General features: G+C 54.4%; 1 protein-coding gene. It reads left to right on the top strand.

The window, feature by feature from the left end; genetic code table 11:
• The coding region (locus tag LIZ66_RS20385) for a MobA/MobL family protein (protein ID WP_227227653.1) at positions 1-432 on the top strand (432 nt) is incomplete at both ends.

Here is a 432-nt window from a genome sequence, read left to right on the forward strand (position 1 = left end):
TCTGGCGGCATGAATGGGAGGTCATCCAGAACCGCTATCTGGAAGCCAATGACCGTCCGGAGCGTGTGGACTTGCGTTCCTATGCCAGACAGGGGCTTGATATTGTCCCCACTGTCCATGAGGGGGCTGCTGTCCGGCAGATGGAAAAGCGTGGTATCCAGACGAATATCGGAAACCTGAACCGGGAAATCAGAGCCGCCAACAGTCTGATGAAGTCCATCCGGCAGCTTATCCAAAACCTCAAAGGCTGGATTACCGAGCTGGGAGAAAAACGGAAAGAGCTGCTTGCACAAAAAGCGGCGGAGGAAGCGACACTTCTTCCCAATCTGCTGATGAAGTACATGGAGATACGAAAGGAAGAACGGAAGGACTGGACGAGGGCTGGACAGAACCGGGGGACTTCACAGGACTTAAAGGCAGTCAGCGAAGCCC

Origin of the sequence: Blautia faecis (genome assembly GCF_020554845.1) — a bacterium.
Classification (GTDB): domain Bacteria; phylum Bacillota; class Clostridia; order Lachnospirales; family Lachnospiraceae; genus Blautia_A; species Blautia_A faecis.